General features: G+C 61.7%; 28 protein-coding genes. 13 read left to right on the forward strand and 15 right to left on the reverse strand.

Annotation, left to right across the window (positions count from 1 at the left end; all coding sequences use genetic code 11):
- The first annotated feature begins 7 nt into the window (after positions 1-7).
- Together HJA_RS09520 and HJA_RS09525 are read left to right on the forward strand one after the other, a co-directional pair.
- Complete coding sequence (locus tag HJA_RS09520; RefSeq protein WP_035581414.1) at positions 8-232, forward strand: Trm112 family protein; 225 nt, start codon at positions 8-10, stop codon at positions 230-232.
- Positions 229-549, forward strand: a complete 321-nt coding sequence (locus HJA_RS09525) for a gamma-butyrobetaine hydroxylase-like domain-containing protein (RefSeq protein ID WP_035581417.1) — start codon at positions 229-231, stop codon at positions 547-549. Before HJA_RS09520 ends, HJA_RS09525 begins: the two co-directional genes overlap by 4 nt.
- Here the strand turns inward: HJA_RS09525 and HJA_RS09530 are convergent.
- A complete protein-coding gene (locus tag HJA_RS09530; protein WP_035581419.1) occupies positions 539-1,789 on the reverse strand; it encodes an FAD-dependent monooxygenase in 1,251 nt (416 codons plus the stop codon). The two genes, HJA_RS09525 and HJA_RS09530, sit on opposite strands and share 11 nt — an antisense overlap.
- 211 nt (positions 1,790-2,000) lie before the next feature.
- On the opposite strand from HJA_RS09530, the gene HJA_RS09535 reads away from it, so the two are divergent.
- Positions 2,001-3,395 (forward strand): ammonium transporter family protein, encoded by a 1,395-nt coding sequence (locus tag HJA_RS09535; RefSeq protein ID WP_051597553.1) that lies wholly within the window; start codon positions 2,001-2,003, stop codon positions 3,393-3,395.
- Between the two features lie 87 nt (positions 3,396-3,482).
- Here HJA_RS09535 and HJA_RS09540 read toward each other — a convergent pair whose 3' ends face one another.
- Complete coding sequence (locus HJA_RS09540; RefSeq protein ID WP_035581423.1) at positions 3,483-3,899, reverse strand: hypothetical protein; 417 nt, start codon at positions 3,897-3,899, stop codon at positions 3,483-3,485.
- A 225-nt stretch (positions 3,900-4,124) separates the two neighbouring features.
- On the opposite strand from HJA_RS09540, the gene HJA_RS09545 reads away from it, so the two are divergent.
- A complete protein-coding gene (locus HJA_RS09545) occupies positions 4,125-6,689 on the forward strand; it encodes a DNA translocase FtsK (protein WP_241764336.1) in 2,565 nt (854 codons plus the stop codon).
- A 100-nt stretch (positions 6,690-6,789) separates the two neighbouring features.
- Positions 6,790-7,542 (forward strand): transglycosylase domain-containing protein, encoded by a 753-nt coding sequence (locus tag HJA_RS09550; RefSeq protein WP_206741705.1) that lies wholly within the window; start codon positions 6,790-6,792, stop codon positions 7,540-7,542.
- 40 nt (positions 7,543-7,582) lie between these two features.
- On the opposite strand, the gene HJA_RS09555 is transcribed toward HJA_RS09550, so the two are convergent.
- A complete protein-coding gene (locus HJA_RS09555) occupies positions 7,583-8,599 on the reverse strand; it encodes an aldo/keto reductase (RefSeq protein ID WP_035581426.1) in 1,017 nt (338 codons plus the stop codon).
- A gap of 97 nt (positions 8,600-8,696) precedes the next feature.
- Entirely contained in the window at positions 8,697-9,209 is a 513-nt protein-coding gene (locus HJA_RS09560) for a prolyl-tRNA synthetase associated domain-containing protein (RefSeq protein ID WP_035581428.1), read from the reverse strand.
- A 52-nt stretch (positions 9,210-9,261) separates the two neighbouring features.
- On the opposite strand from HJA_RS09560, the gene HJA_RS09565 reads away from it, so the two are divergent.
- Both HJA_RS09565 and HJA_RS09570 read left to right on the forward strand, forming a co-directional pair.
- On the forward strand, positions 9,262-9,999 hold the full coding sequence (locus HJA_RS09565; protein ID WP_035581430.1) for a DUF6065 family protein: 738 nt from the start codon (positions 9,262-9,264) through the stop codon (positions 9,997-9,999).
- Complete coding sequence (locus HJA_RS09570) at positions 9,996-10,484, forward strand: GNAT family N-acetyltransferase (protein WP_035581432.1); 489 nt, start codon at positions 9,996-9,998, stop codon at positions 10,482-10,484. Before HJA_RS09565 ends, HJA_RS09570 begins: the two co-directional genes overlap by 4 nt.
- Before the next feature lie 3 nt (positions 10,485-10,487).
- Here HJA_RS09570 and hisE read toward each other — a convergent pair whose 3' ends face one another.
- Entirely contained in the window at positions 10,488-10,835 is a 348-nt protein-coding gene (gene hisE, locus HJA_RS09575) for a phosphoribosyl-ATP diphosphatase (protein ID WP_081814626.1), read from the reverse strand.
- A gap of 97 nt (positions 10,836-10,932) precedes the next feature.
- Between hisE and HJA_RS09580 the strand changes: the two genes are divergently transcribed.
- On the forward strand, positions 10,933-11,748 hold the full coding sequence (locus tag HJA_RS09580) for a crotonase/enoyl-CoA hydratase family protein (protein ID WP_035581434.1): 816 nt from the start codon (positions 10,933-10,935) through the stop codon (positions 11,746-11,748).
- 3 nt (positions 11,749-11,751) lie between these two features.
- Here the strand turns inward: HJA_RS09580 and hisF are convergent, their stop codons facing one another.
- Positions 11,752-12,513 (reverse strand): imidazole glycerol phosphate synthase subunit HisF, encoded by a 762-nt coding sequence (gene hisF, locus HJA_RS09585; RefSeq protein ID WP_035581436.1) that lies wholly within the window; start codon positions 12,511-12,513, stop codon positions 11,752-11,754.
- A 198-nt stretch (positions 12,514-12,711) separates the two neighbouring features.
- On the opposite strand from hisF, the gene HJA_RS09590 reads away from it, so the two are divergent.
- Together HJA_RS09590 and HJA_RS09595 are read left to right on the forward strand one after the other, a co-directional pair.
- Positions 12,712-13,455 carry a GGDEF domain-containing protein gene (locus HJA_RS09590; protein WP_051597554.1) on the forward strand — a complete coding sequence of 248 codons (744 nt, stop codon included), beginning with the start codon at positions 12,712-12,714 and terminating at the stop codon, positions 13,453-13,455.
- Positions 13,456-13,515: 60 nt separating this feature from the next.
- Complete coding sequence (locus tag HJA_RS09595; RefSeq protein ID WP_035581438.1) at positions 13,516-14,214, forward strand: M24 family metallopeptidase; 699 nt, start codon at positions 13,516-13,518, stop codon at positions 14,212-14,214.
- 598 nt (positions 14,215-14,812) lie between these two features.
- Here the strand turns inward: HJA_RS09595 and HJA_RS18560 are convergent.
- The 4 genes from HJA_RS18560 to hisH all read right to left on the reverse strand — a co-directional run bounded on the left by HJA_RS18560 (position 14,813) and on the right by hisH (position 17,561).
- Entirely contained in the window at positions 14,813-15,334 is a 522-nt protein-coding gene (locus tag HJA_RS18560) for a hypothetical protein (protein ID WP_155839913.1), read from the reverse strand.
- The gene (locus HJA_RS18375; RefSeq protein ID WP_081814628.1) at positions 15,331-16,074 is read right to left on the reverse strand and encodes a TIGR04255 family protein; all 744 of its coding nucleotides are present in this window, start codon (positions 16,072-16,074) and stop codon (positions 15,331-15,333) included. Before HJA_RS18375 ends, HJA_RS18560 begins: the two co-directional genes overlap by 4 nt.
- A 100-nt stretch (positions 16,075-16,174) precedes the next feature.
- Entirely contained in the window at positions 16,175-16,906 is a 732-nt protein-coding gene (hisA, locus tag HJA_RS09610) for a 1-(5-phosphoribosyl)-5-[(5-phosphoribosylamino)methylideneamino]imidazole-4-carboxamide isomerase (protein WP_035581444.1), read from the reverse strand.
- Positions 16,907-16,913: 7 nt separating this feature from the next.
- Positions 16,914-17,561, reverse strand: a complete 648-nt coding sequence (gene hisH, locus HJA_RS09615; RefSeq protein ID WP_035581446.1) for an imidazole glycerol phosphate synthase subunit HisH — start codon at positions 17,559-17,561, stop codon at positions 16,914-16,916.
- A 121-nt stretch (positions 17,562-17,682) separates the two neighbouring features.
- Between hisH and HJA_RS09620 the strand changes: the two genes are divergently transcribed.
- On the forward strand, positions 17,683-18,000 hold the full coding sequence (locus tag HJA_RS09620) for a cupin domain-containing protein (RefSeq protein ID WP_035581447.1): 318 nt from the start codon (positions 17,683-17,685) through the stop codon (positions 17,998-18,000).
- A gap of 88 nt (positions 18,001-18,088) precedes the next feature.
- Positions 18,089-19,525 carry an amidohydrolase gene (locus HJA_RS09625; RefSeq protein WP_035581449.1) on the forward strand — a complete coding sequence of 479 codons (1,437 nt, stop codon included), beginning with the start codon at positions 18,089-18,091 and terminating at the stop codon, positions 19,523-19,525.
- Here the strand turns inward: HJA_RS09625 and HJA_RS09630 are convergent.
- Together HJA_RS09630 and hisB are read right to left on the reverse strand one after the other, a co-directional pair.
- On the reverse strand, positions 19,513-19,833 hold the full coding sequence (locus HJA_RS09630; RefSeq protein ID WP_035581451.1) for a hypothetical protein: 321 nt from the start codon (positions 19,831-19,833) through the stop codon (positions 19,513-19,515). The genes HJA_RS09625 and HJA_RS09630 overlap by 13 nt on opposite strands.
- A 385-nt stretch (positions 19,834-20,218) precedes the next feature.
- Positions 20,219-20,815: an imidazoleglycerol-phosphate dehydratase HisB gene (gene hisB / locus HJA_RS09640; RefSeq protein WP_035581455.1), complete on the reverse strand. Its 597-nt coding sequence runs from the start codon at positions 20,813-20,815 to the stop codon at positions 20,219-20,221.
- Positions 20,816-20,938: 123 nt separating this feature from the next.
- Between hisB and HJA_RS09645 the strand changes: the two genes are divergently transcribed.
- Positions 20,939-22,687, forward strand: coding sequence for a putative bifunctional diguanylate cyclase/phosphodiesterase (locus HJA_RS09645; protein ID WP_051597555.1), 1,749 nt, complete (start codon positions 20,939-20,941; stop codon positions 22,685-22,687).
- Here the strand turns inward: HJA_RS09645 and HJA_RS09650 are convergent.
- From HJA_RS09650 to HJA_RS09660, 3 genes are read right to left on the reverse strand one after another with little or no spacing between them, the layout of a single operon-like run.
- Positions 22,684-23,202, reverse strand: coding sequence for a GNAT family N-acetyltransferase (locus HJA_RS09650; protein ID WP_051597556.1), 519 nt, complete (start codon positions 23,200-23,202; stop codon positions 22,684-22,686). The genes HJA_RS09645 and HJA_RS09650 overlap by 4 nt on opposite strands.
- Complete coding sequence (locus tag HJA_RS09655) at positions 23,199-23,630, reverse strand: nuclear transport factor 2 family protein (RefSeq protein WP_206741706.1); 432 nt, start codon at positions 23,628-23,630, stop codon at positions 23,199-23,201. Before HJA_RS09655 ends, HJA_RS09650 begins: the two co-directional genes overlap by 4 nt.
- Complete coding sequence (locus HJA_RS09660; protein ID WP_035581459.1) at positions 23,623-24,189, reverse strand: energy transducer TonB; 567 nt, start codon at positions 24,187-24,189, stop codon at positions 23,623-23,625. Before HJA_RS09660 ends, HJA_RS09655 begins: the two co-directional genes overlap by 8 nt.
- Positions 24,190-24,208: the final 19 nt, after the last annotated feature.

Genomic DNA, 24,208 nt, shown 5'->3' on the forward strand with positions numbered 1-24,208 from the left:
GACACCCATGACTGAAGACACGACCCAACCGCGCCGCGCCCATTCCGGCGTCGATCCGCGGCTCCTTGAAATCCTGATCTGCCCGCAGACCCGCCAGCCGCTCCGCTACAATGCGGAAACGGATGAACTGGTCTCGCCCAAGGCGCGGCTGGCCTATCCGATCCGGGGCGGCATTCCGATCATGCTGCCGGAAGAAGCCCGCGATCTCGACGCCGGGGAGGGCGGGGCATGAGCAGCATGGCCTGGCCAGTCAAACTGGTCTTCCGCAAGGCGGACGGTGTTCTCCATGCCGAATTCGATGACGGCCGGTCCGGCACAGTCAGCTACAAGCGGCTGAGGGAACAGTCTCCATCCGCGGCCGTTCGCGGTCATGGCGGCGGTCCGCCTCCGCCACAGGCGCCCGTTCCGGACGACATCACCGTGTTACGGGCAGATCCCGTTGGCCGCTATGCGCTGCGGATCGTGTTCTCTGACGGCCACGACAGCGGTCTCTATAACTGGGACCTGATCCGGCAGCTTACCGTCGGCGAAGACGCCGTTACTGCATAAGACTCGGCAGGTGCGTCTGGTCCGCGCTGGCTTGGCGCGCCATGGCCCGCCGCAGCGGGCCGATCTTGTTGGCTGCTGTCAGGGCAAGGCCCCGCAGAGGCTTCAGCACGGCATTGTCATTCGAGAAGGCCCGGTCGATCACATCCATGAACAGGGCGACACTCGTCATGTCGAAGCGGCGCCACTGCTGGTAACGCTCCAGGGCAGGGGCGGCACCATGATCAAGGCCGACTTCACGTGACTCCACCATGATGTCGATCAGCGCCGCCACATCCTTGAAGCCAAGGTTCAGCCCTTGTCCGGCCAGTGGATTGATCCTGTGGGCGGCGTCGCCCAGCAGTGCGACATGCGGACCGGTCATTGCCCGGGCAAGGCGCATCTTCAGCGGATAGGAGATGACAGGCCCGTCAATGGTCATGTGGCCGGCAAAGTCTTCAAACCGCGCATTCAGCTCGGCTTCGATGTCCTCGACCGGCATATCGGCCAGAGCTTCGGCGGCGCCGCGCTTCATGTACCAGGCAAGGTTCGCCTTGTTGTCGGGCATGGGCAGGGTGGCGAACGGGCCTTCCGGCATGAACAGCTGGCGGGCGATCCCTTCGTGCGGCCGGTCCAGCTTCACATTGGCCGCGAAAACCGACTTTCCGTAGTCATGATCCTCGGTTCCGATGCCCAGCGCGTCCCGCACGGAGGAATTTACCCCGTCACAAGCCGCCACGAGGCGCGTCCGGATCCGGGTACCGTCTTCCAGTACAACCGTGGCTGGTCCGGGGCCCTCTTCCAGCGTCTTGAAGCGGGCCTTCTGAAGGATCGTCAGCCTCTCATCAGTGCCTGCAATCTGACCAGCAATCTCGTCCAGGGCCTTCTGAAGGTCGGCCGACGGGACCATTTGCCCCAGGGGCTGGCCGTCATTATCCGCCGGAAGGTCCTCATTTCCGAAGATCACGCCCGGCGCCCCGAAGACATGGCTGCCACCGTCGACCGCTTCGAGCCCGTTCAGGGGAGCGATGACCCCCTCCAGCAGCGGGTGAACACCGGTCGCGCCCAGCATGCGCCAGCTGCCGCGGACAATAGCAAATGTGCGTGTATCCATAGCAGGCGCTGCAGCAGGATCGCGCGCATCTATCAGGATTGTCGAGAAACCGCGCTGGACGGCCAGAACCGCCAGTGAGGTGCCAACCGGCCCGGCCCCGACAATAACGAGGTCTACGGGTTCGTTGGACGAGAGGGATGGTTGAGACATGATGACTAGCTACGCCCGTCCCAACGCCTCGTCTAGCGGTGGTAAGGAATTGGGCGATTAGCCGCATCGCTGCACAGGTTTTGACCACAAGACTTCAGAATGGCCCTCTCATTCGAGCCGCCAAGCGACTTTCTTGGGCACCCGAAATCATATCGGGAGTGGGAGAGCGCGGGGGGTCCCGAGCTCCGAAACTGCGACATGGAGGGGCCGAATGGGCCAGTTACTGAAAAGAATGACGCGCGGGGTGGCCTTGCTGCCAGTCGCCGCGTTGACGGGGGCGCTCGCATACGCACAGGACGCAGATCTTGAAGCACGACTGGCCGCGCTGGAAGAGTCGGTGAACTCCAGCGCGAGCTCCTATGTCGATAACTCCTACCTGTTCCTGATCGGCGGCATCATTGTCATGCTGATGGCGGCTGGCTTCATGTGTCTTGAAGTCGGCCTGGTCCGTTCAAAGAACGCCGCCATGCAGTCCATGAAGAATGTCGTGCTCTACGCGGTGGCTGGCTTCATGTTCTGGCTCGTCGGCTACAATATGGCCTATCCGGGTTCCACCATTCTCGGCGGCCTGCTCGGCACGACGCCGGTAATCTGGAGCGGCGGCGACCTCGAAGCCATGAGCGATGCAGGTTATGCGCCGGCGTCCGACTGGTTCTTCCAGATGGTGTTTGTTGCAACAGCCGCTTCGATCGTTTCCGGCACTGTGGCCGAGCGCGTGAAGCTGTGGCCGTTCCTGATCTTCACGGCTGTTCTGACCGGCTTCATCTACCCGGTTGTCGTGTCCTGGGAGTGGGGCGGCGGTTACCTCGACTCCGCATGGGCCTTCTCCGACTTCGCCGGTTCGACGCTGGTGCACTCGACGGGTGGCTGGGCCGCTCTGATGGGCGCGCTGATCATCGGTCCGCGGACAGGCAAGTATTTCGGCAAGCAGGTGAACCCGATGCCGGGTTCCAACATCCCGCTCGCGGGTCTTGGTACCTTTATCCTGTGGTTCGGCTGGTTCGGCTTCAACGGTGCCTCGCAGCTCGCTGCCGGCACAGTGACGGACATCAACTCGGTCGCCCAGATCTTCGCCAACACGAACATGGGCGCTGTCGGCGGCACGCTGTTCGCCATGATCACCACCGCTGTCCTCTACAAGGGCAAGGTCGACGCCACGATGGTGTTCAACGGTGCGCTCGGCGGGCTTGTCTCCATCACGGCTGAACCACTGGCGCCGTCCATGGGCGCATCAGTCCTGATCGGCGGCGTGGGCGGTGTCCTAGCTGTCCTGACTGTCCCGATCCTCGACAAGTTCAAGATCGACGACGTCGTCGGCGCCATCCCGGTTCACCTGGTTTGCGGCATCTGGGGCACGATCATCGTGGCGGCTTCCTATGGCAACCACATCATGCCGGTGGAAATCGATGGCGAGCTTCAGACGAGCTATGTCGGCCAGCTGGTTGGCGTGCTCCTGACGGGCGTGTTCGTCTCGATCGCCTCTGTCATTGTCTGGACGGCCCTCAAATTCACGATTGGCGTTCGCGCCAGCGAGGAAGAGGAAATGGCCGGTATGGACGTTTCCGAAGTTGGTCTCGAAGCCTATCCGGACTTCACCAACGCCTAAGTTGCGGCTCTCCGAAACGAAGACCCCCGGCAGGAAACTGCCGGGGGTCTTTCATTGCGCGGAGGGTAGGGGCCGAAGGGCAGGGGGTTATTGTTCCGGCGTCTCGTCTGCCGGCGGTGTCAGGTCGCCATCTTCCATGGCTTCAGCCTCATTCTCATAATAGGGCCCGCCCACGGCGACTTCCGTCGCGCCTTCGTCCGGAATGATGATTTCTTCACGCGCTTCGGTGAAGATCAGTTCCTGCTCCGGTTCCGGCGTGTCGGCCACGACGACCGGGGGTTCACCCGTGATTTCGGAAATCTCCAGGGCATCCTGTTCCAGCCGGGCACGCTGAAGCTCGTTCAGCTCCTGAATGGACATGCCGTCCTGGTCGGCCGGGATTTCGTCAAAAATTGTTGCCTTGGAGGCGTTAACTGACGTGGCATCTTCATTCATTTCCTGGGCATTCGCAGACGTAAATGTTAACAGCGCAAAGGCTGCGGGTATGATCAGGGCGCGTGTCATTTGATGACTCCTTTCCTGTCTCCTGATTGTGCGGAATCAATCCCTCGCCGGGCCGGATGTTCCGTGATTACAGGAATTAAATACTATGACCGGGCAGGCGCTGCGCCGGACGGAAGGGCAGGCGGACGGAAAACAGCGGGCCGGTTTCAGGCCGGATCTGCCACGCTGAAATCGTTAATTCGCAACTGAAAAAGTCTTCAGCGCATTTGCCCGGAATTAAGGTTGATGGCCCAGATTGACCACTCCACCGACAACACGGAGCCGTCCCCCTTCATGACCGACTATGCTTATGATGATGACGCAACCCATTTCAGCGTTAGCGATCCTGTCTGGCGTATCCTGACGGGCGCTGCCGCGTTCGCGATCGGCGTTTTCATCTGCGGCAGTGTCGGTTCCTATGTTGCGACGGATCCGTCCTGGAATGCCGCGACCGATTCTGACGTTCAGAACCTGTTTGGCCGTTCCGGTGCCGTGTTCGCAGATCTTGCCCGCCAGACGCTGGGCTGGTCGGCCTGGACAGCCGGGCTGGCGCTGATGATCGGCGGTGCGATGCGCACCGTGCTGATCGGCGCGCCGCGTGTACATCGCTGGGTCAAAGGCTTCCTGTTCGTGCCGTTTTCCGCAGCATTCTTTGCCGCCTGGCCGGTGCCGCAGTCCTGGCCGCTGAGCGCCGGGCTTGGCGGCGTGGTCGGCGATGGCATGTTCCACTTTGCCGCCATGCCGTTCCGTGCGCTCATGTTGCCGTCCCCGGAAGGCTGGGCCGCTTTCTTCCTTGGGGTCCTGGCGCTCTGGGCCGGCCTGTCGGCGCTTGGCTTCCGCCGCGGCGATGCCCGTCTCCTGAAGCACGCTGCTGCAACGTCCGGCGCCCGCGCGGCCCGTCAGGCGAGCGGCATGGGCGGCATGCTGCTTGCCATTGCCCGGACCCTCGCACCGAAGCGCAAGGCCGTGCTCGAAGACGATGACATGATCAACACGCGAGAAGAGCGCGCCCGCGTCGTGATGTCCGATGATGACGAAACGCCCGGCTTCCTGCGCAAGCGCGGCAAGACAGTCATCGAGATTGAAGACGACGAGGATTTCGATGACGAAGAGGAATATCTCGACGACGCCGAAGACGATTACGACGATTATGACGACGAAGCCGACGCGGACGATTATGACGACGAGGATGAAGAACAGGAACGCAAGCCGCTCTTCACCCTGCCGAAGCCGAAAGCCAGGCCGCAGGCCTCCGCGCCGCGTGTGGCCAAGCCGATGGAACGCCGCCGCAAGGCCGGCCGCCTGCCGACCATCGACCTGCTGGAACAGACAGCCGAGCGTGCCGACTCGATCGATGAAGATGCGCTGCTCGCCAAGGCGGCCAAACTGTCGGACGTCCTGAAGGAGTTCGGTGTCCGCGGCCGCGTGAAGGAAGTGCGCCCGGGTCCGGTGATTACCCTGTTCGAAATGGAACCGGCACCGGGGGTCAAATCCTCCCGCGTCATCTCTCTGGCGGATGACATCGCCCGCTCCATGAGCGCCAAATCTGCCCGTGTGGCCGTCGTGCCGGGCAAGAACGCCATCGGTATCGAACTGCCGAACGAAGACCGCGACACGGTCTATCTGCGCACGCTGCTGCAGTCGGACGCCTATACCGGCTCGCGCGCCAGCCTGCCGATGGCGCTCGGCGAAGATATTGGCGGTGTGCCAACCGTGGTGGACCTCGCCAAGATGCCTCACCTGCTGATTGCCGGTACGACGGGCTCGGGTAAGTCGGTCGGTGTGAATGCGATGATCCTGTCACTGATCTATCGCCACACGCCGGAACAGTGCCGTTTCATCATGATCGACCCGAAAATGCTGGAACTCTCGATCTATGAGGGTATCCCGCACCTGCTGGCGCCGGTTGTTACCGATCCGAAGAAAGCGGTGAACGCACTTCAGTGGACGGTGCGTGAGATGGAAAGCCGCTATGAGCTGATGTCCAAGGCCGGTGTCCGGAACCTGGCCGGCTTCAACGAAAAGGCTGCGAAATACCGTAATTCGGGCGAAAACCTCGTCCGGAAGGTGCAGACCGGATTCGATGATCGCGGCAAGCCTGTCTACGAGACCGAGATTCTGCCAACGGAGCATATCCCGAACATTGTCGTCGTGATCGACGAGATGGCGGACCTGATGCTGGTCGCAGGCAAGGAAGTCGAAGGCTGTGTCCAGCGTCTTGCCCAGATGGCGCGTGCCGCCGGCATCCACCTGATCACCGCGACGCAGCGTCCGTCCGTCGACGTTATCACCGGTACGATCAAGGCGAACTTCCCGACCCGTATTTCCTACATGGTGACCACCAAGATCGACTCCCGCACCATCCTCAATGAACAGGGTGCTGAACAGCTGCTCGGCATGGGCGATCTGCTGTACCAGGCCCCAGGCCAGAAATCGACGCGCCTGCATGGTCCGTTCGTGTCGGATGAGGATGTTGGCGCCGTCACCGACTGGCTGCGTGAGCAGGGCGAGCCGGATTATGTCATGGACATCCTGGAAGCGCCGGACGATGGCTCCACCGGGTCCGCCGTCATGGACGCAATGCTCGGCACGTCGACCGGCGACGAGGAAGACGATCTCTTCGCTCAGGCCATCGCCATTGTCGTCCGCGACCAACGCGCGTCGACCTCCTATCTGCAGCGCCGCCTGAAAATCGGCTACAACAAGGCCGCAGGCGTTATCGACCGCCTTGAAGAAGAAGGTATCATTTCCGCGCCGAACCATGCCGGCAAGCGCGAAGTCCTGGCGAACGCACGTCCGTCTCCGGAATGACCGTCGCCTGAACAAACTCACCCGGTTAAGGTGGGCACTTGGGGCAACCCCCGTTCGCGGTGAAATGCGAACGGGGGTTTCAATTTGCCCGGACATTGCCGTGTTTCGGAACCTTTACAGCCAATTTACCGCGGCATCGTTCCGGCAAGTGTTCGGGAGGGAAGCAATGCGCCGGATAATTTTAACTGCCGATATTTTCATTGCCCTGCTTGTAATGGCTGTCCTCGCCTATGCGGGCAAGGGATATGCGGATGCCCGCGGGCATGCAGCGGATTTCAAGGCAAGGGCCGCACAGCTCTCGGACGCAGGAGCAGGCGCTGGTGCGCTCAGTCCGGAACAGCTCCGTATTTTGCTTCTCGTCGAAGATCCGGGATTTGTCCGCCACAAAGGACTGGACCTTTCGAACAAGGGAGCCGGCCTGACAACGATCACGCAATCCTTGTCAAAACGGCTGGCCTTTCAGGAGTTCCATCCGGGTTTGAAGAAGATTCGGCAAACGGGGTTTGCGATTGGTCTGGAGTCGAGCCTGACCAAGGAAGAGATCCTCACGCTCTGGCTCGACACCGTGGAAATGGGGCGGGACGCCAACGGCCAATGGATCACGGGCTTCCACCGGGCCAGCGAGGCGTTCTACGGCAAACCGGTCGAAGCGCTGAGCGATGCGGAGTTCATCGAACTCGTTTCGCTTCCCATCGCGCCCGGCCATTTGAATCCCTTCCGTCGTGGAAAGGATCTCGATGACAGGATTCAGAGAATTGCCCGCCGGGCGGCCGGAGAATGCAAACCGGAATCGGTGCGGGACGTCTGGCTGGAAGGCTGTGCTATCCAGTCAGACGTCTCCCATGTCGGATAACTCCCCGGATCCCCCCAGAAAGGGCGGGGATCTGGACGTGCTAGCCCATCGGGTACTGAATGTCTTTCGTGACCGCGTCACAGGCCTTCATCACATCATCGGACAGGGTCAGGTCTGCGGCGGCGAAAATGTCGTCCAGCTGGTCAAACTTCGACACGCCGACAATCGTGGAGGCGACGAATTTGTGCTGCTTCGACCAGGCGGTTGCCAGCGTAACGACGTTGATGCCAGCCTCTTTCGCGATCTCCATGAACTTTGCTGTGGAGGCGAGGGATTTCTCGTTCACGAACCGGTGCGCCATGGCGGCCTGGCGCCCTCCGATTTCCAGATAACGGGAGAAGCGCGCGCCTTCCGGCCGTGCTCCGTCCTGGTATTTGCCGGACAGAACGCCGCCACCGATGGGGGAGTAGGGGATAAGGCTGACGTCTTCCTTTACGCATACTTTGGAAAGGGCGTCCTCGAAGCGGCGATTGTTCAGGCTGAAATTGTTCTGGATGGTTTCATAACGCACCGTGCCAAGGCGGCTGGAGGCTTCCAAGCTTTTCATCAGGCCCCAGGCATCTTCATTGGAACAGCCGACAATGCGCACTTTGCCGGCGCGGACCAGATCGTCCAGCGTTTCCATCGTCTCGTCATAGGCTGTGCCATGGTCCGGCCAGTGGGTCTGGTAGAGGTCCACATAGTCCGTTCCGAGACGGGTCAGGCTGTCTTCGATGGCCTTGGTGATGTTGTGGCGATCAAGCGCGGTCATGCCGGCGCGCTGGCTGCCCTTGATCCAGCCATGAGAGGGCCCGCAGACCTTGGTGGCGAGGATGATGGAATCCCGGTCCTTGGTCTTCAGCCATTTGCCGACGATTTCTTCCGTGCGCCCGGCCCATTTCGTGTCCGGCGGGACGGGATAGTTCTCGGCCGTGTCGTAGAAATTGATCCCGGCATCGAAGCTGGCATCGAGGATGCGCAGGGATTCGGCCTCGTCGGCTTGCGAGCCGAAGGTCATCGTGCCCATGCAGATGTCGGATACGTAGATGGCGCTTCGGCCAAGGCGGCGGTGTTGCATGCTGGCGGTCTCCCTTATCTTTTCGGGGCGACACTAGCGGCCTGAAGCGGCAATACCAGAGGCGGGGGCCAACAAATTCGTTGGCGCCCGGTCCTGCTTACTCCGCTTCGGTCAGCAGCTGGGTGAAGTCGATCACTTCGAAGCCGTGGCCGGTGGCGCGGACGAACGCCTCGAAATCCTCGCGGGAAACGGCCGTAGTGCCGGTATTGGTCAGCGGGTGGAAGTTCACCGGGTCGTGCGCCATAAGCGCCGCGTCGACGAGAAAGCGCACGCGGCCGGTCTTGTCATTCATCAGGGCAAAGGCGGTGACCGAGCCGGGCGTCACGCCGAGCAGTTCCTCCATCAGCTCCGGCGGTCCGAAGGACAGGCGTTTCGTGCCGATCAGCCGGTGCAGCTTGTTCAGCTTCAGCTGTGAGTGGGCTTCGGCGGCAATCAGGATGATGGCGCCATCATTGTCCTTCAGGAACAGGTTCTTCGTGTGGCCGCCCGGCATGGCGGCCTTCAGCTCCTTGCCCTGATCCACGGTGAACACGGCCTCATGCCAGTGCGTCGTGTGCGCGATGCCCAGCGTGTCGAGATAAGCGAACAGGTCTTCGGGGGTTGCCGTCATGGGGCCCTTTGGGCCAAGACTTGACCCGTCCGTCAAGCGGTGAGCCTCTCCCATGTTTCTTGATTGCTACAAAATCTACGACGTCGCACCGGATCTGGTGCCCGCCCGGTCAAATCGTGACTGGATGGACGCCTTTACCGACCGCCATCCCTATCGCTGCCTGCCGCTGACCATGGCAAACTCCACGGGCTGGGAATTGCTGGCCCCGATGGACATCAAGATCGAGTGGAATGGTGGCCCGCGCAATGAGGACATCCGCCTCCTGACGCGGGGCGATCCGCGCGCCATCGAGAGTTTCGCGGGCGCACACTTCGCCCGGGGCATCGTCACCTTCCATACGGGCCACCTGTTCCGGACCCCACCCGGCTGGGGCGTCTGGGTCACCGGCCCGCCGAACTGGCCGAAGGACGGTATCTATCCGCTGACGGGCCTCGTTGAGACCGATTGGCTGCCATTCCCCTTCACCATGAACTGGCAGATGACCCGCAAGGGCAGCGTGGTCTTCGAAAAGGGCGAGCCCTTCGCCTTCATCACGCTGATGGAGCACAAGAAGCTGGAAGAAATCCAGCCGGAGCGCAAACTCCTGCGCTCCAATGAAGAGCTGGTGAAGGAATACAATGCCTGGACCGAAAGCCGCGCCGACTTCAACAAGCGCCTCGGCGAAGGCGAAGAGAACGCCATGAAGGAACGCTGGCAGCGTCACTATATGCGCGGCGAGAAGCCGACCGGCGACAAGGCGGACAGCCACCAGACCAAGCGCCGCCTGAAGCCGCCGAAAGAGATTTCATGACGACAATCCGGGCCTATGCGCCCGCAGACCTGCCGGCCCTGCACGCGATCAACGAGCAGGGGGTGCCGGGTGTCAGCCGCGAAACGATCGAGAGCCTCGGCAAATGGGTGTCGCTGTCCGAATGCCTTGTCGCCGTCGATGACGCTGGCCACCCGATAGGTTTCCTGAATCTCGTCCCGCCTGGAACTTCCGCCTATACCAGCCCGAACCTTCGCTGGTTCGAGGCCCGTGGTGGCAATGTGAACTATGTCGACCGGATCGCCATCGACGCGTCCGCCCGCGGGCAGCGGATTGGTGAGGCGCTCTATGAGGCCGCCTTCACCGCCTGCGCCGGGCGCTATGAGGCGATTGGATGCGAGGTGAACCGCCTGCCGCCCAATCCAGGCTCGCTCCGCTTTCACAAACGGCTCGGCTTCGAAGAGGTCGGTAGTCAGGCATTCGTGCCCGGCGAAAAGGAAGTGATCTATCTGGAGCGGACGCTCTGAAGCTCAGCCTTTGCGGCTCGCCTTTTCCGCAATGCCGCTGGTGCCTTGGCGCGTTTCCAGCGCAGCGGCCACATCGTCGAGGCTGACGCCGCGCACGCGGAGGGCGACGAGGGCGTGGTAGAGCATGTCGGCGGCTTCGCTGGCGACGCGGTCGTTGCTTTCTTCGCGCAGGGCCTGGATGAATTCCCCGGCCTCTTCCTCCGCCTTGTCCGCGCAGGCGCCAACGCCCTTCGAGAGCAGCTTTGCCGTCCAGGACGAGCTCGCATCGCCCGTTTCGGCGCGCGTATCGATGGTCATGCCCAGATGGGCGAGGGCTTCGGCGAGGCGGTCGGCGGATCCGAGAATAGACATGGGGCCTCCTTACCCTCCTTCCGCGAGGGGAGGAAGCCTGCCTGCTTGACGCAGGCGCGGGGCGCGTCACTTTTACTTCAAACGAGGAGGATTCCAGATGAACGACCGGGTGACGATCACGCATCTTGAAGACGGCATCGCCGATGTCCGCATGGTGCGCACCGACAAGATGAATGCGCTCGACCCTGCCCAGTTCCAGGCGCTGGCCGACACGATCGAGGAACTGCACGGCACCAAGGGCCTGCGCTGCGTCGTGCTGTCAGGGGAGGGGCGCGCCTTCTGCGCGGGGCTGGACCTCTCCAGCATGTCCGGGAATTCCTCCGGCGACGGGGAGAAGAAAAAAGGCGGCGCAACGGGCGACCTTGCGACGCGGGCTTTCGGTGATGCGAACCTCGCCCAATATGTCGCCTGGGGCTGGCGGAAGCTGGAGGTGCCCGTGATTGCGGCCGCACACGGCGTGGCCTTTGGCGGCGGGTTCCAGATCCTCTCCGGCGCGGACATCCGCTTCATCCATCCGGACACGCGCTGTGCGATCATGGAAATGAAGTGGGGCCTGGTGCCGGACATGGCGGGTTTCCCCCTCTGGCGGGGCAATGCGCGCGACGATGTGATCCGCGAACTGACCTACACGAACCGGGAGTTCAATGGCCGCGAAGCTCACGCCATGGGCTTTGCCACGCATGTCTCCGACACGCCGCATGAAGACGCGCTGGCGCTGGCGAAAGTGATCGCCAACAAGCACCCGGCGGCGATGCGCGGGGCGAAAACGCTGTGCAATGCGATGGCGGACCTGTCTGACGCAGACCTCCTGATGCTGGAAAGCACCGAACAGCTGAAAGTGATCCGCACGCCAAACCAGATGGAAGCGGTGATGGCCGAGATGCAGAAGCGCAAGCCGGTCTTCGCGGAATAGGCTCTACAACGGCCGCACCGGCGCGCCGGCTTCGGCCAGCGCGCGCCGGGCGTCTGCCACGGTCGCTTCACCGAAATGGAAGATCGAGGCGGCGAGCACGGCCGTCGCCCCGCCGTCCAGAACGGCGGCGGGCATATCGTCCACGCTGCCGGCGCCGCCACTGGCCACAACCGGAATGTTCACAACAGATGTGACCGCTTTCAGCAGCGGGATGTCATAGCCGGACTTGGTGCCATCCTTGTCCATGCTGGTTAGCAGGATTTCGCCGGCGCCCTTGCTTTCGGCGAGCTTTGCGAACTCGACCGCATCGATGCCCGTGGCCGTGCGGCCGCCATGGGTGAAGATCTCCCAGTGATTCTCCACCTTGCGCGCATCGATCGCAACGACCACGGCCTGGCGCCCGGCTTTTGCGGCGCAGCGGGCGATGACGTCCGGGTCTGCGACAGCGGCGGAGTTGATCGCCACCTTGTCGGCCCCGGCCCGGAGGAGCGCGACCAGATCGTCCGCGCTGCGTACGCCGCCGCCCACAGTGAGCGGCATGAAGCACTGTTCCGCCGTGGCGGAGACGATGTCCAAAAGCGTGCCGCGGCCCTCATGGCTGGCGGTGATGTCGAGGAAGCAGAGCTCGTCAGCGCCTTGAGAATCATAGGCTTTTGCCAGCGCCACGGGGTCGCCTGCGTCCTTCAGGTCCACGAAGTTGACGCCCTTGACGGTGCGCCCGTCTTTCACGTCGAGGCAGGGGATGATGCGGGTCTTGAGGCTCATGCCACGGCTTTAGCCGGGAAAGCGGCGCCCGCAAAGCCTGCGCGGTGACGCGGCCCCCAAAACCCCGGGAGACACCATGTAGAACACCGTGAATAGACCATATAAACACCATATATAGATCGAATTTCACAGACCTTCTGGACCCGGCCTTAAGCATGATCATGCATAAGCCGAGGCATGGGAACGGGATGGAGTTGGATGCCGCCGCGCGACGTGCGCCGGGCGGTCAGGACCGGGGCGATCATCACGATGGCCTCCGTCTTCTTTTCTTTCTTCCCGGTCTGGGTCTGGCTGCAGATCGACCCGGTGATCCGCCTTCAGGACATCTACATTTCCTGCATCGTGATTCCGGCCCTGATCGCGCCGACGTGCAGCTTCTTCATCCTGCGTGCCCAGATCCGGGCGCAGCGTCTGGCGGAGGAAAACCACCGCCTGGCCAATCATGACGAGCTGACGGGCCTGCCCAACCGCCGGGCCTTTTTTGCGCAGGCCGGGTCGCTGCACTCCCGGTCTCATCGCAGCACGGACATTTTTGCCTGCGCCCTTGCCGACATCGACAATTTCAAATGCATCAACGACACGCACGGCCATGACCGGGGCGACCGGGTGCTGAAGATGCTGGCTGCCGCGCTGGCGGACCTTTCCGCAGACAATGTCGTCCTTGCCCGTCTGGGCGGGGAGGAGTTTGCCGTTGCCGGCATGTTTGCCAGCGAAGCGGCCGCGCGCATCTGGCTTGAGGCACTGGTGCGCGAGGTGGAACACCGCCACCCGGCGGGCTTGCCGGTCACGATCAGTCTTGGCTGGTGCGTGGCCGAAGCGGGGGAGACCCTGTCGTCACAGCTCAGCCGGGCAGACCATGCCCTCTATGACGCAAAGGCCCGTGGCAAGAACCGCGCGGTGAAGGCCCGGCTCGACGGGGCGCGCGTGGTGGCCGCGGCGTAAACCGTCCAAAAGCCGGGCGCGGCATTTGACTCACCGCCAGGTGCCCCGCATGTCTGGGGCATGGCTGAACAGACACAAGACGAAGCCGCCCGCTGGGCACGGATGATCGACGCAGAGGAACGCGCCTTCGCGCTGCTGGACGCGATCGAGGCCGCGGGCATCATGAAACCGGGCCGCACGGAAGGCGAGGTCGACCGCGACATCGAAACCATCGCGGCAGAGCAGTTCGGGATAAAGCGCAACTGGCACCAGCGCCTCGTGCGGGCGGGCGTCAACACGACCTGCATCTTCTCAGACCGGCCAGATGAAGTGACCATCGGGCCGGAGGATACCGTCTATGTCGACATGGGCCCCGTCTTCGAACAGGCCGAGGCGGACGTTGGCCGCACCTATGCGATGGGGCAGGATCCGGCCCGCCAAGCGCTGGTGGCCGCGCTTCCGCAAGTGTTCGAGGAAATGCGCGCCTTCACGCTGTCACGCGAAGATGTGACGGGGGCGGAGGTTTATGACTTCGCCTGCCGCGCGGCGGAGGCGCGCGGGTATCATTTCGGCGGCAAGATCGCCGGGCACACCGTGGGGGAGTTCCCGCACGCCACCTGGCCACTGGAACAGGCCCACCAGCGCCTCTGGCCGGAAAACCCGGAGCCGCTGAGCAAGCCCGACCATCTCGGCCGTAAACGTTACTGGATTTTAGAGGCGCATTTGGTGGAACCGGGGCGGCGGTGGGGCGGCTTTTATGAGCGGTTGCTCAGGGGGTGAGTTCTTGCAATTAGGAGCGCTATTCTAATAGGCTAAAAACGAGAAAGTTACGAGGATATCGGTTTGTGAGCATAAGTTGCGATTAAACTTCGACAGTCTTTTAGCCTCGGTTGGGCGGGCAAAAGAAACCTGCTCTCTCGAAAAGCTGCTGTAATGTCATTGCTAGCGTGTAGCTTTGAGCCTTTTCGCGAAAGCCGTCTTTGTTGACTTCGCAATGCCACCCGTTTGCTTCAAAAGTAGTTTCATCTCCCGCTATTGGCTTGGAGGAGATATTCGCAGTCCAGCCTCGAAATAGAAAATTTTCGATGCGAATAGCCGCCCATCCAAAAAAAGCTCGTTGCGGGGTCCGATTCGCTCCCTCTTGGTCGGCCTGTTTAGTAAGATATCGAACACGGTCCATTTGGGGCTGTCGTGAACCCAGCCGATCAAACGAAAGGTCTGATTCTGGACGTGCGTCATAAAAATCATTCAGCTTAAACTGAGGCTCACTGAGCTCAGACTCACTGCGAGAACCAGACTTATCGAAGATCCGCCTACCAACGACCTCTTCAGGTCCTACGTCTTTGACGAATTCAGAATCCGACAATGTAATCCCTAACTAAAGATAACCCAGCTCGCTGCTATATCGTCCAAAGAACTCGAAATAGTTTTCAAGATTCAATTCGAACGACAGTGCATTATGCATATATTTGGTTGAGCTGACTATCAAGCCTAGGTTGTCTTCAAGTACAACAGATATTTTCCGTTCATTTTTTCTGTGTTCGATAACCACTCCACCCTCTGGTGAGCCGTAGACAGACGGTTGGGAAACCCATTTGGAAGCCGCAAGATTTAGGGCAAATTCAGCCCAGTGCCGAACCTCGGAATCTATATCTTTGGGAATCAAGTCCGTGCAATGCGGAAGCCAACTCTCAGGTGGATGGCGGCCGGACCAAGCCCCAACGCCGATAGGTTCGGCAGTAAACCATCCCTCCAATGCGCCAGTGCCTGTATAGGTTACTGGTGTAGCATAAGGGTTCCGCTCTATTGACGCGGTGCTCCAAAAATCCCTTCCGCCGATAAAAGTCGGCGAACCAGTGATGTAAGCTTCAATGAGGTCGGATTTTTCTTGTAATATCATTCAATCACCAGACGCGATTTCATCTCTTCCGTGAAGAGCTTAAAGAACTCAGATTTTTCTGACTGATGCGCAATTTCGATCCATTCAATGACCTTCTCGAGATCTTCGCACTTCCAATTGTTCGGCGTTGAGACGTCTATGTCGGCTACAATACCACCGGGCTGCTTGCGAGGTCCCGAAACATATTCCGGAGTAGCCAAGCGAACTTGGATTATATGATCAGGACCGAAAGTTTTTTGATAATTCACATTCAGAGGCGCTGAGAGATTGTCGTCTCCTACGGAGAACAAGCAATTAAGGTCTTCGATGCTACCAACACCATGTTCGGATTGGGAAAATGAATTTATGTACCGGAGTCCAAGTCTAGTTGCGCTGAACTTGGATAAGCTTGTTGATACCGCTTCAAATGCGCTTTTAATTTGAGGAAAGAAAGCATCCCAGCCTGGGTAAGACCCCAAACGGCCCACGCTAAAGTTATTGGTCCCAATTCGAATAATCGTAGACTTTTCCCCATCAGTCAGCTCGATGTGGGGTTGATACTTTAGATTTTGGTCTGCTTTACGCAGCTCAGCAGGCAGGTCACTAATTGGTAGCCGGTTGCTATCGTATTCACTCCAAGGTGGCAGGAGCGCGAGCTTGCCAATAACTACTTCCGGCAGCTTTTCGCTTTCCACGCTATCAAAACGCACCTCGCAGACCGATTCTAAAATTGTATCTGGACTAAGTTTGTTGGGCGCCATGAATTATTCAACTCCAAGGAGTAGCTTTAACATGGGCACATTTTCCATATGTATCAAGCCCTCGAGATCGGCACTTCCTACTATACATCGTTGCTTGATGCTAACTTGACGCCGAAACCATTATTGCCTCACTCGGCACAATATCCCCATCATAAAGGGCGCGCCCCAGAATAGATCCCGCAATCGGCGCATCTGCGGCCATCAGGGCGCGGATGTCGTTGACGCTGGCGACGCCGCCTGAGGCGATGACGGGGATGGAGACGGTGTTTGCGAGCTCTGCCGTGAACGGAACATTGACGCCGGTTTTCAGGCCGTCGCGGCCGATGTCGGTGGCGACGATGGCGGCGACGCCGCAGCCTTCGAAGGCTTTCGCGAGTTCGGTTGCCTTCATGTCGCTGGTCTCGGCCCAGCCTTCGACGGCCACCATGCCATTCTTCGCATCGATGCCGACGACGACCTGACCGGGCAGGGCGCGGGCGGCTTCTTTCACCAGCTCCGGATCGCGCAGGGCCACGGTGCCGAGGATGACGCGGGAGATGCCGGCCTCCAGCCAGGCGTCGATCTGCGCCCGCGTGCGGATGCCGCCGCCGAGCTGGACCGGCGCATCGGTCGCTTTGAGGATCGCCTCGACCGCCGCGCGGTTCACGGCCTTGCCCTCGAAGGCGCCGTTCAGGTCCACGACGTGAAGATGGGTGAAGCCCGCCTCGCGGAAGGCCTTGGCCTGCGCCGCCGGGCTGTCGGAGAAGACGGTCGCCTGGTCCATCTCGCCGCGCAGCAGGCGCACGCACTGGCCGTCTTTCAGGTCGATGGCGGGGTAGAGGGTAAAGGTCATTTTGGTGTCAGGGCGCCCATTGCAGGAAGTTGGCGAGGATCTTGAGGCCGGTCTTCTGGCTCTTCTCCGGGTGGAACTGGGTGCCGAACATGTTGCGCCGGGCGACCGCCGCCACGATCGGGACGCCATAGTCGGCCGTCGCGACCACATCGGCCGGGTTGTCGGGCTTCATCGCATAGGAATGGGTGAAATAGACGTGCGGATCCTCGCCCAGGTCTGCGAAGACCGGATGGGGCGTCAGGCGCGTGAAGTTGAGGCCGTTCCAGCCCATGTGCGGAATGCGGAAGCCTTCGCCGGGCTCGATCAGGTCCACCGTGCCCTTGATCCAGCCGAGGCCCGGCGTGTAGCCGTCTTCGAGGCCCGCCGTCGCCATCAGCTGCATGCCGACGCAGATGCCGAAGAAGGGCTTGCCCTCCTTGAGCACAGCCTCGTTCAGCGCGTCCACCACGCCGTCCCGGGCGCGCAGGCCTGCGGCGCAGTCGGCGAAATGGCCAACGCCGGGCAGGACGATGCGGGTGGATTCGAGGATGGCTTCGGGGGAATCGGTCACGACAATCTCGTGGCTCGTTCCCGCCAGCGTCACGGCTTCCCGCAGGGCCCGCTCGGCCGAGTGGAGATTGCCGGAGCCGTAATCGATCAGCGCGACCTGTGTCATGCGCGCGTGTTAGCCGGGCGGCGGGCATAGGAAAAGCCATTTCGTGTCACGGGCGTGGTTCTTCCTTGTGGGAAAGCGGGCTAGGCTGGCGCCGCTGCCAGTCTCGAACACAGGGTTATCCATGCCGGACATCATTCAGGACGCGAAGACCTTCCGGGCCGACCGGGCCTGGGGCGCGCGCGACATCGCCCGCATCGACGGGGCCAGCGTACGGCTGCACTGGACCGACCAGCCCTACAAATGGCACGTCAATGACGGGGAAGAGGTCTTTGTCGTGCTGCAGGGCGTGGTCGACATGCACTACCGGGAGTACGGCGCGGAAAAGATCGTGCAGCTCTCACCCGGGGACATGTTCGTCGCCGGGAAGGGGGAGGAGCATGTCGCCCGTCCCATCGGGGAGGCACGCGTGCTCGTGATCGAACGGGAAGGGTCCGTCTGACAGCGCGCCCGTCCGGTTTTCCTTGTGTGAGGGGAGGGGCTGTCCCAATCTCCACGCCAGATTCGGACCAAATGACGGAGTAAGCCCCATGCGCCCCATCCTGCCTCTTCTCTCCACCGCGCTGCTCGCCGCCTGCATCACGGGGCCTGCCTGGCCGGAAAGCCGCGATGCGAAGCTGATCGAACAGGTGGAAGAGAAGGCGGATCTGTCCAGCAGCCTGTCGGACCAGATCTGGGAATGGGCGGAAGTTGGCTATCAGGAGGAAAAATCCTCCGGGCTGCTTCAGCAGACGCTGAAAGTGGAAGGCTTCGACGTGGAGGCGGGTGTCGCGGGCATCCCGACGGCCTTCGTGGCGGAATACGGCACAGGCGGACCCGTCATTGCCATCCTTGCCGAGTTCGACGCCCTGCCGGGTATCAACCAGACAGCCAGCCCGGACCGGGAAGAGCGTGACGGCATGGGCGCGGGCCATGCCTGCGGGCACAATCTCTTCGCGGCCGGCTCCACCACCGCTGCCATCGCGATCAAGGACTGGCTGGAAGAGACCGGCACGCCGGGTCGCATCCGCCTTTACGGCACGCCGGCTGAAGAGGGCGGCAGCGGCAAGGTCTACATGGTCCGTGCGGGCCTCTTCAACGATGTCGACATCGCGCTGCACTGGCATGCAGGGGACCGCAACTCGGCGGCTGCGCGCACGACGCTGGCGAACCGCTCGGCCAAGTTCCGCTTCCATGGTCTCTCCGCACATGCGGCCGGCGCACCGGAGAAGGGCCGTTCGGCGCTCGACGGGGTCGAAGCCTTCGACATGATGGTCAACATGATGCGCGAGCACGTGCCGCAGGATGCCCGCATCCATTACGTCATCACCTCCGGCGGCGCCGCTCCGAATGTGGTGCCGGACTTTGCTGAAGTCTTCTACTATGTCCGCCATCCGACGGCGGACGGCGTGGAAGCGATCTGGACGCGCCTGGAAGATGCCGCCCGCGGGGCGGCGCTCGGCACGGGCACGACGGTCGACTGGGAAATCATCCACGGCAACAATCCGCTTCTGGTCAACGAGACACTGGCGAAGATGATGGACGAGAAACTCCGCGAAGTCGGCGGTGTGACCTATGACGCGGAAGAAGAGGCCTTCGCCGAGGCGATCTACGCCACGCTGACCACGCCGACGCTGCCGCTTGGCTCGGAATCGGAAGTGCAGCCCTATGAGGTTTCGCTCGGCTACGGCTCCACCGATGTGGGCGATGTCTCCTATGCCGTGCCGACCGTGGGCCTGAACACCGCGACCTGGGTGCCGGGCACGCCGGCGCACTCCTGGCAGGCCGTTGCGGCGTCCGGCACGTCAATCGGCCACAAGGGCACGCAGGTCGCGTCGAAAACGTTGACGCTGGCGGCGATCGAGCTTTTCACCAATCCGAAGCTGCGCGAGGCCGCCCGCAAGGAATTCGACGATAAGCGCGGCCCGGACTATCAGTACAAATCCCTGCTGGGCGACCGCGACCCGCCGCTCGATTACCGGAAGTAGGGGTTGATAACCGGGGCGTTGGCTCGGGCGGGTTTGTGCCGCCGGTTCAGCGGCTGCTGGTCACGCGCCTGCGCGGCTGCCAGATCGGCAGGATCAATGACTACGAAGGTGGTCTGCGTCCGCCCGCGGTGTTTGGTGTGGACGATCATCGTGGTGCACACCCGGCGGAAGGCGAGAAAGGACGGGCTGTCCAGAGGCTCTTCTTCCGTTTCGATCGTGTAATTGCCCGCAGGCCATTCGTCTTCGAGACTGTCGAGATAGAACGGGCTTCGGAACGTTACCAGCTGTTTTGAAATGCGATTCGTCATTGTGGTTCCTTTGCGGTCTCCATCTCTCACCCCTCATGGACGCAGGGTTGATGCGGGAAAGCCGCATCCGGAGGATTGATCCGGACGCGGCTCCCAAGGGGCGGTCAGGCGTAGGGGGGTGCCCGGCCGCTTTCGGGAACAGCTATTTCTTCGGAGGGACTTCTTTGTCCTGCTTGCCTTGCTGGCGGGCTTGTTCTGCCCGTCTTTCCTCAAGCGACATCGGCTGCGAGGGCTTTCCAGGTCTGTCCTGTTTGTTTTTGTTGTTCTGGGAGGACATCGGATTGGCTTTCATCTGCACGGAAAAAATATTCCGTATCCCATACATGGGGATGCGAGCCTGCGATTACATCGGGCGTGCAGAATTAAAGGCGATTGCGCCGCCGGGTCAGAGGCTGCCCTTGGTGCTCGCGGGCTGGCCGCCGAGGCGCGGGTCGACCGTGACGGCGGCACGCAGGGCGCGAGCCGTCGCCTTGAAGCAGCTTTCGGCGATGTGGTGGCAGTTCTCGCCATAGAGATTCTCCACGTGCAGGCACATGCCGCCATTGCCGGCGAGGGCGTGGAAGAACTCCTTGAAGAGCTCGGTGTCCATTTCGCCGATCTTGTCGCGCGTGAACTGTACTTTCCACACCAGATAAGGCCGCTTGCAGAGGTCGAGGCTCGCGCGGCTCAGCGTTTCGTCCATCGGGATATAGGCCGTGCCGAAACGGGTGATGCCGGCAAAATCGCCCAGCGCCTTCAGGATGGCCTGTCCAATGACGATGCCGGTGTCCTCGACACTGTGGTGCATGTCGATGTGCAGGTCGCCGTCGCAGCGCACGGTCAGGTCGATGGCGGAATGCTTGGAGAAACTTTCCAGCATATGGTCGAAAAATCCGATCCCAGTCTGGATGTCGGATTTTCCTGTGCCGTCGAGGTCGAGGGTCACGGAAATATCCGTTTCCTTGGTCTTGCGGCTGACGGTTGCGGTGCGGTTCTGGGTCATGGGTGCCGATATAGTGTGTAGATCGCGCTACAGCTAGCGCATCTTGTTCACTGATTTCTAAACATATTGGGGGAATGTGCGCTCGGGAAAGCACGCCCTGCGGCGTGCCGAGGCGAGGTAATTTTGCGCAAACTGTCGCAGATACGCCGGTTTTTCGGCTCGATGACGCTGCCGGCTTTCGCCGCGTTTGCCGGCGCAATTGCGGCTGTTCTGGTCTTTTCCGCCGTTGTGATGCTGGAACAGTCCTACCGCGTGCTCGTCGAGGGCAAGGCCTGGACCGAACTTGCTTCGCCTCCGGAGGTCATGATTGGCCTGATGCTGATGTCGCTTGTCGTTTCGTCGGGCGCATCATTCCTCCTGGCCCGCTCGTTCCAGCGCGTCCTGCAGAGATTCCTGGCCTATCTCGACGATACGACGTCCATGCGCCCGCGCGGTGTGGAATCGGTGATGTTCAAGGAATTGCGCCGTCTGCGTGTTGCGGTGACGCGCCGGGTCAGCCATCTGCGCCGCGAGAATGAACGCCTCGAACGGATCGCCTATGTCGACCAGCAGACAGGCCTGCCCAATACGATCGCGCTTGAGGCCTATATCGAACGCAAGTTGCCCTTCGCCTCGTTTGATGCGCCGGCCGCCTTCTTCCTGCTCGACCTTGACCAGTTCGGCCGTGCTGCCGAACGTCTCGGCAGCCTTGCCACCAACACACTGCTGAATTCGGTCGGGGAGCGCCTGACCGGCTGCCTGGCCCATCTCGACGCCCCGGTCGCGGCGAGCCTTGAAGGGTCCATGGTTGCGGCCCTGCACAATGATCAGTTCGCGATCTTCCTGCCGAATGCCATCACGCGGGAAAGCGTATCGAATATTGCGCGGTCCATCCGTGTGGCCTTCGCCCAGCCGTTCGAGATCAACGGACAGTCGATCAGTGTCGGCATGTCCGGCGGCATCGTCATGGCGCCGGAAGATGCCGACACGGCGCAGAAACTGTTCCGCCATGCCGATCTGGCGCTCCAGCAGGTGCGTCAGGAATCGGCCTCGGGCTTCCGTTATTTCTCGCCACGCCTCAACCGCGTGGCCCGGGGCAAGTACATGCTGGAGGCTGAGCTGCGCGAGGCTGTGGCTGCGCGCGAATTCAAGGCTGTATTCCAGCCGAAGGTCGATTTCGCCACCGGAAAGATCGTCGGTTGCGAAGCGCTTGCCCGCTGGCAGCGTGCGAATGGCAAGATCATTTCCCCGGCGGCCTTTATTCCGCTGGCGGAGGAAACTGGTCTGGTCAACCAGATCGGCGAACAGATTCTCGAATCAGCCTGCGAATGTGCCGTGGTCTGGATGAAGGAAGGCTTTGACGTCTCCGTCGCCGTCAACGTGTCTCCGCGTCAGTTCATGACGGTCGACCTGACCAATCTGGTTCTCGAAGTCCTGAAGCGGACGGGTCTGCCGCCCGGCCGCCTGGAACTGGAAATCACGGAAAGCATGGCTGTGTCCGATCCGACCAAGGTGGACCGGGTCATGCGTCCTCTGCGGGCACTCGGCGTAAAGCTCGCTCTCGACGATTTCGGCACCGGGCATTCGAATCTGTCCATGCTGACGCAGCTGCCATTCGACGTGTTCAAGATCGACCGGCAGTTTGTCTCTGCTCTGGATGCGGACCGTCAGGCACCCGCGATTGTCGAGATGATCCTCGCGATGGCGGAGACGCTGGGCCTGAAGACCGTTGCCGAAGGTGTCGAGACTGACCGTCAGGCAGAGTTCCTGTCGCGGCGCGGCTGTTCCATGGCGCAGGGCTTCCTCTACTCCCCGGGCCTTCCGCAGGAAGGGTTCCTGGAACTTCTGCGCGGCTGGGAAACCCGCTCGGCGACCTCCCGCAAGGCGAGCTAGGGGAGTCGGTGATAGACCGTGACCGGATGGTCGCGCAGCGCCGACATCGTCCACAGCATATAGCCTGCCTTTTCCGCAACCCGGCGTGAGGCGGTATTCGCTTCATCGATAATGCAGACGCTTTTGCCAGGATGGGTCTCATCCAGCCAGGCATGCATCCGTTTCACGACCTCACTGCCGATGCCGCGGCCCCAGGAGGCGCGCCCGAAGGCCCAGCCGGCTTCAGGCCATTCCGACAGGTCCGGCGTCATGCCCCGTTTAAAATCGGAGAAACCGGCTTCGCCCAGCCAGGTGCCGGTCTCGCGATCGATCACCGTCCAGTAGCCGAAGCCTTTCACGTCCCACATGCCGCGTCCGCGCACGGAGGCGAACCAGACATCCTGCGGGCTGCGCGTCACGCCGCCAATGTAGCGGACGACATCGGCATCGCCCCACATGGCGACAGCATGCGGATAATCGGCTTCTTCAAACGGACGCAGAATCAGACGGTCTGTCGTCAATGTCGGAGGGATCACGCGCCGGCCTTCATCTTCGCCAGCATGGCGCCCATGGCGGCGTGAACCGTCTGGATAGCCTTCAGGGGGCGGACCATGACTTTGAAATCGGAGATCTGACCGTCGACGTTCCATTCGATCATGTCGACGCCATTCACCTGAATGCCGTCCATGACGCATTCGAACTCCAGCACCGCCTTGTCCCCGCAATCGAAGACGCGGACATAGCGGAACGTGTCGCCGCCCAGCGTCTCACCCGCGGCTGTGAGATAGGCCATGGTGACCGGCTTGCCTTCTTGCGGCGTGTGCACGACCGGGCTGCGGAAGACGACATCGTCCGCCAGCTGGCCGGACAGGCCTTCCGGCGAATGGTCGCTCTCCATCCAGTCGAACCAGCGCTGCAGATTCGGCGCATAGCCGGTCATTGGCACAAGATGCTGCCTAGTCATTGATGCAAAACTCCATTGGCATGATCACGCCCGACACGGGCAGGGCCTTGCCGTTCAGTGTGTAGGGCTCAAATCGATATTCGGCGAGCGCCGCCAGGGCGTGCGCTTCGAAGGCCGGGTCAGAACAGCGGGCTTCGGGCTGTCTGGGGGTGCCGGTCTCGTCGATGTCGAAAACGAGATCGCAGACCGCGCTCTGTTTCAGGGCGGCGAGGCTGTCTGGCAGGCGCACCCGGCCTGTGGCGGCAATTGGCGGATGCGCAGGGCCGCCAAGTTTGGCGACGTCGCTTTCATCCACCCGTGCCTGCATGCTTTCCGGCAGGGGCGTCTTGTCCAGTTCCGCCCGTAGCGCCTTGCAGCCTCTGGCATAGGTGTTCGGGCCGGAGCGCGCGGCGTCTGTCATCGCCTTTTCCCGGTCCTCGAAAGAGGTGGGCGTTGCGGGCGTGTCGGGATCAGTCGCCATGGCGGGGTCTCCTGCCGTTCCGGATGCCTCCGGAGCAGGGGCCGTACATCCAGCCGCCAGCAGCAGCGCTGCCGCGATCAGGGCCTGTCTTGCACGCATGGGTCTTGCTCCGGTTGTC

The organism is Hyphomonas jannaschiana VP2 (assembly GCF_000685215.1).
Lineage (GTDB): Bacteria > Pseudomonadota > Alphaproteobacteria > Caulobacterales > Hyphomonadaceae > Hyphomonas > Hyphomonas jannaschiana.

Coding starts and splice junctions, on each gene's coding strand:
- HJA_RS09520 (WP_035581414.1), top strand. CDS start 8: ATGACTGAAGACACGACCCAACCGCGCCGCGCCCATTCCGGCGTCGAT.
- HJA_RS09525 (WP_035581417.1), top strand. CDS start 229: ATGAGCAGCATGGCCTGGCCAGTCAAACTGGTCTTCCGCAAGGCGGAC.
- HJA_RS09530 (WP_035581419.1), bottom strand. CDS start 1,789: ATGTCTCAACCATCCCTCTCGTCCAACGAACCCGTAGACCTCGTTATT.
- HJA_RS09535 (WP_051597553.1), top strand. CDS start 2,001: ATGGGCCAGTTACTGAAAAGAATGACGCGCGGGGTGGCCTTGCTGCCA.
- HJA_RS09540 (WP_035581423.1), bottom strand. CDS start 3,899: ATGACACGCGCCCTGATCATACCCGCAGCCTTTGCGCTGTTAACATTT.
- HJA_RS09545 (WP_241764336.1), top strand. CDS start 4,125: ATGGCCCAGATTGACCACTCCACCGACAACACGGAGCCGTCCCCCTTC.
- HJA_RS09555 (WP_035581426.1), bottom strand. CDS start 8,599: ATGCAACACCGCCGCCTTGGCCGAAGCGCCATCTACGTATCCGACATC.
- HJA_RS09560 (WP_035581428.1), bottom strand. CDS start 9,209: ATGACGGCAACCCCCGAAGACCTGTTCGCTTATCTCGACACGCTGGGC.
- HJA_RS09565 (WP_035581430.1), top strand. CDS start 9,262: ATGTTTCTTGATTGCTACAAAATCTACGACGTCGCACCGGATCTGGTG.
- HJA_RS09570 (WP_035581432.1), top strand. CDS start 9,996: ATGACGACAATCCGGGCCTATGCGCCCGCAGACCTGCCGGCCCTGCAC.
- hisE (WP_081814626.1), bottom strand. CDS start 10,835: ATGTCTATTCTCGGATCCGCCGACCGCCTCGCCGAAGCCCTCGCCCAT.
- HJA_RS09580 (WP_035581434.1), top strand. CDS start 10,933: ATGAACGACCGGGTGACGATCACGCATCTTGAAGACGGCATCGCCGAT.
- hisF (WP_035581436.1), bottom strand. CDS start 12,513: ATGAGCCTCAAGACCCGCATCATCCCCTGCCTCGACGTGAAAGACGGG.
- HJA_RS09590 (WP_051597554.1), top strand. CDS start 12,712: ATGCCGCCGCGCGACGTGCGCCGGGCGGTCAGGACCGGGGCGATCATC.
- HJA_RS09595 (WP_035581438.1), top strand. CDS start 13,516: ATGGCTGAACAGACACAAGACGAAGCCGCCCGCTGGGCACGGATGATC.
- HJA_RS18560 (WP_155839913.1), bottom strand. CDS start 15,334: ATGATATTACAAGAAAAATCCGACCTCATTGAAGCTTACATCACTGGT.
- HJA_RS18375 (WP_081814628.1), bottom strand. CDS start 16,074: ATGGCGCCCAACAAACTTAGTCCAGATACAATTTTAGAATCGGTCTGC.
- hisA (WP_035581444.1), bottom strand. CDS start 16,906: ATGACCTTTACCCTCTACCCCGCCATCGACCTGAAAGACGGCCAGTGC.
- hisH (WP_035581446.1), bottom strand. CDS start 17,561: ATGACACAGGTCGCGCTGATCGATTACGGCTCCGGCAATCTCCACTCG.
- HJA_RS09620 (WP_035581447.1), top strand. CDS start 17,683: ATGCCGGACATCATTCAGGACGCGAAGACCTTCCGGGCCGACCGGGCC.
- HJA_RS09625 (WP_035581449.1), top strand. CDS start 18,089: ATGCGCCCCATCCTGCCTCTTCTCTCCACCGCGCTGCTCGCCGCCTGC.
- HJA_RS09630 (WP_035581451.1), bottom strand. CDS start 19,833: ATGACGAATCGCATTTCAAAACAGCTGGTAACGTTCCGAAGCCCGTTC.
- hisB (WP_035581455.1), bottom strand. CDS start 20,815: ATGACCCAGAACCGCACCGCAACCGTCAGCCGCAAGACCAAGGAAACG.
- HJA_RS09655 (WP_206741706.1), bottom strand. CDS start 23,630: ATGACTAGGCAGCATCTTGTGCCAATGACCGGCTATGCGCCGAATCTG.
- HJA_RS09660 (WP_035581459.1), bottom strand. CDS start 24,189: ATGCGTGCAAGACAGGCCCTGATCGCGGCAGCGCTGCTGCTGGCGGCT.